Origin of the sequence: Lewinella sp. (genome assembly GCF_050633125.1) — a bacterium.
In the GTDB taxonomy this organism is placed as follows: domain Bacteria; phylum Bacteroidota; class Bacteroidia; order Chitinophagales; family Saprospiraceae; genus Lewinella.
Window position 1 is genome coordinate 1 of sequence record NZ_JBOEFX010000086.1, and the last position, 3522, is coordinate 3522.

General features: G+C 45.1%; 2 protein-coding genes. One reads left to right on the forward strand and one right to left on the reverse strand.

Annotated features, from left to right (window positions below; translation table 11 throughout):
• Positions 1-1651 (reverse strand): 4Fe-4S binding protein (locus ACRBG0_RS18935; protein WP_431488427.1); only part of this gene is annotated, 1651 nt, incomplete at its 3' end.
• A gap of 257 nt (positions 1652-1908) precedes the next feature.
• Between ACRBG0_RS18935 and ACRBG0_RS18940 the strand changes: the two genes are divergently transcribed.
• Complete coding sequence (locus tag ACRBG0_RS18940; protein ID WP_431488428.1) at positions 1909-3456, forward strand: glycine--tRNA ligase; 1548 nt, start codon at positions 1909-1911, stop codon at positions 3454-3456.
• Positions 3457-3522 lie beyond the last annotated feature (66 nt).

Here is a 3522-nt window from a genome sequence, read left to right on the forward strand (position 1 = left end):
TGCCTACTACGCCGGCAAAGATTGAACTAATAGCAAATCCGTATACTGAGCGGACATCGTAGTGACTAAAAGAGGCAATCTCATTGCCTGTGTTGTTGAAGGCTAGTAGTTGCCAGCTGGCAATTGCACCAAAAAAGACCAAAGCAACTGTGGTAACTTTTCGTGGCGACTGAGTAGGGTTCTCCTTACGATGAAGTAGCACCAAGCTACCTATGACCAAGCCCGCCAATGCGATCATGACCCAGCGGTTGATTTTAATAGTGGCCTTATAATTTTCGAGGATAAAGTGGTTGTAATTCAAAAGAACAATTACCCCGATAGCTGCTACCCACATCATGATCATCGCACCTTTAGGAAAGATGTCCACCTTCTGGTTGCGTGCAAAGACGTAAGCAGGGAGTGCGATCAACAGTGCAGAAACGAAGTAGACGAAATTGGTTTTATTTAGCCAGCCTTCGGCTTCCGTAGCCAAAGGCAAGTAACTGTAAACGACAATGACGGTCATCACAACCGAAAAAATAAGCACGGCATGAATAGTCCACCGCTCAATCTGCCAGGCTTGGGTAGATTTATCACTGAGCTGACGATAAGGATCGCCGAGAGTCTCTGCCAAGCCACCACAGCCACATACCCAGGAGCAATACCAGCGTTTCCCATAAAAATAGGTGATGAGAGGTACTGCTACTACCATCAGGATGATGCCCCAGAAAAGCAAGAATAAACCAAAGCCTCCAGAGCTGGTAAGTTCATTGATGTTATAATCAAAGAAGAAAGAGTAGTTAAGTGGCCAGATGTTCTTGAGGTCCATACTGGGCTGGTTCAAGGCCGACATGAGTTCAGGCAATAGGAACGCAAAAGTCGTTTGAAAAAACATCACGGAGCCTGTCCGGATCATCTGGTAGCGGTTGTGCCGGTATTTGATAATCATCCGTACCCCCATCACCAAGATGGCAATGGTGTATAGCAGTCCATATAAAAACCAATTGCTGGCTGGGCCACCGTTGAGGGCCATACTAATAGGGTCGACCATCAGTATCCAATTGACCATGTGTTCGGGGTAGAAGTAGAGCAAAATGTAGAAACCAATTAGGAAAACGCCCGCTGCAATACCTAGCCAGCCGCGACTGTGCAAGCTGCTGTGGTAGACATGGTTGTTTTTTATGCCTGCGTGTTCGCGCCGTTTGGGTAGAATGTATAGCAGCGCACCAATGATTCCTAATACAATACTAAGTAGAAAGAATAGCCAGGTATTACCAGGCAATAGCCCTGTGCTGGAAGCTTTCGTCACCGGAAAAATTAATCCACTTAACTGCCAATCCTGTAACAAGGAATTCCAGTACGCTCCATCACTTTTAGTGAGGCCTTTTACTTCTTCGACATCTGTTTTGATGGCTGTCTGCGCGTCCGATAAGACCTTTTCAAAAGCATCTAAAAAAGCGAAACTATTGGGATATGACTTTCCTGCCATTTGTTGGGCGCTCTGCTCTACGAAACCGTAATGGTAATCATTGCCCAGGCTGTCTTTTACAGCAGTTAAAGACAATTCGTAATGACTAAGTGTTAAGGAGCCAATGAATACCGCTAATGCAAAAACAAAAAGGCCTATGCCAAGGTATTGCAAAGTGTTCTTTTCTGTGGATTTCCCAGACATGAAAGGTGGTTTTTAAAGTGACAGCAGACAAGTTACATAAGCATAGGCGGAGGTGGTAGTGTCAGAGGCTTGTTATCTGACCGAAGTGTCCGCCTGGCTACCCTTGGAAAAGGTACGTCTTCTGCGGTAAACAGAAAAATCAACTTTGGAATGAACACCATTATTACCAGTAAAGGAACTAATCGCTTATCTTTGCGCCTTCTATCAAGCAAGTCCTTTTCTGTTGATGTAAATCTGCAGGAATTAAGAACATAGCCATGGCACAACAAAACGATCAATTTAAAGCGCTGGTAGCGCACTGTAAGGAATACGGATTTATCTATCAGTCGAGTGAAATTTACGACGGCCTAAGTGCCGCTTATGACTACGGTCCCTATGGTTCGTTGCTCAAAAACAACCTCAAAGAGTATTGGTGGAAATCTATGGTGCAAATGCACGATAACATTGTAGGTATTGATGCAGCCATCTTTATGCACCCCAAGACCTGGAAAGCTTCTGGTCACGTAGATGCCTTTAATGATCCATTGATAGATAACAAGGATAGTAAAAAACGCTACCGTGCTGATGTTTTGGTGGAAGATTACATGGATAAAATCGAAGCCAAGATCAACAAGGAAGTAGCAAAAGCGCGTAAGCGTTTTGATGATTTTGACGAAGCAATGTTCCGTTCTACCAATGGCCGGATTGTTGATTACCAAGCGAAAATCGACGAAGTTGCCAAGCGTTTGGCTACCGCCATGACCGATGGAGACATGGAGGGCCTGAAAACCTTGATTGAAGACCTCGAAATTGCGGACCCAGATACTGGCAGCCGAAACTGGACGGATGTTCGTCAGTTTAATCTGATGTTTTCCACTCAATTGGGTAATATCGCTGGCGAGGAAGGCAAACTATACCTACGACCTGAAACGGCACAAGGTATTTTTGTCAACTTCTTGAACGTACAGAAATCAACCCGTCAGAAGTTGCCTTTCGGTATCGCACAGATCGGTAAAGCTTTCCGTAATGAAATTGTAGCTCGTCAGTTTATCTTCCGGATGCGGGAGTTTGAGCAGATGGAGATGCAATTCTTTATCCAGCCGGGTACGCAGAAAGAATGGTACGACTACTGGAAAGAAGCTCGCCTCAAGTGGCACTTGGCTTTAGGAACTTCTGCCTCTAAATACCGTTTCCACGATCACGATAACCTGGCCCATTACGCGGATGCTGCGGTGGATATCCAGTTTGAGTTTCCCTTTGGGTTCAAAGAATTGGAAGGTATTCACTCGCGGACGGATTTTGACCTTAGTAGCCATCAGGAATTGTCTGGCAAAAAGCTGACTTACTTCGATTCTGCGACCAAAGAAAGCTATGTTCCTTACGTATTAGAAACGTCGATCGGTTGTGACCGGATGTTCCTGGCGACCATGAGTAATGCACTGATGGATGAGCAGGTGCCAGGGCAGGATGATCCTAATAATACGCGTACGGTACTTAAGTTGCACCCTGCATTAGCACCTATTAAGGCGGCTATCTTGCCATTAAAACGGACGGAAGACCGGATTGTAGGCAAAGCCAAAGAGCTGTTTGATAAGCTGAAAATGGTATGCAACTGTCAGTATGATGATACAGGCTCGATTGGTAAACTTTACCGTCGCCAGGATGCGATCGGTACGCCGTTCTGTATCACTGTAGACTTTGATAGCCTCGAAGACAATATGGTAACAGTGCGAGATCGTGATACATTGGAGCAGGAAAGAGTACCGATAGACAAGGTACCTGAATTGGTACGTCAGCGGACGGATATGAGCCAGTTGTTTATGTAACAGAGTGCTCTATTCAGGAATAAAAAAAGCCGAACCTTTTAAAGGGTTCGGCTTTTTTTATTCCTG

Excerpts from the sequence above, each read along its gene's own strand:
- ACRBG0_RS18940 (WP_431488428.1), top strand. The coding sequence starts at position 1,909 with ATGGCACAACAAAACGATCAATTTAAAGCGCTGGTAGCGCACTGTAAG.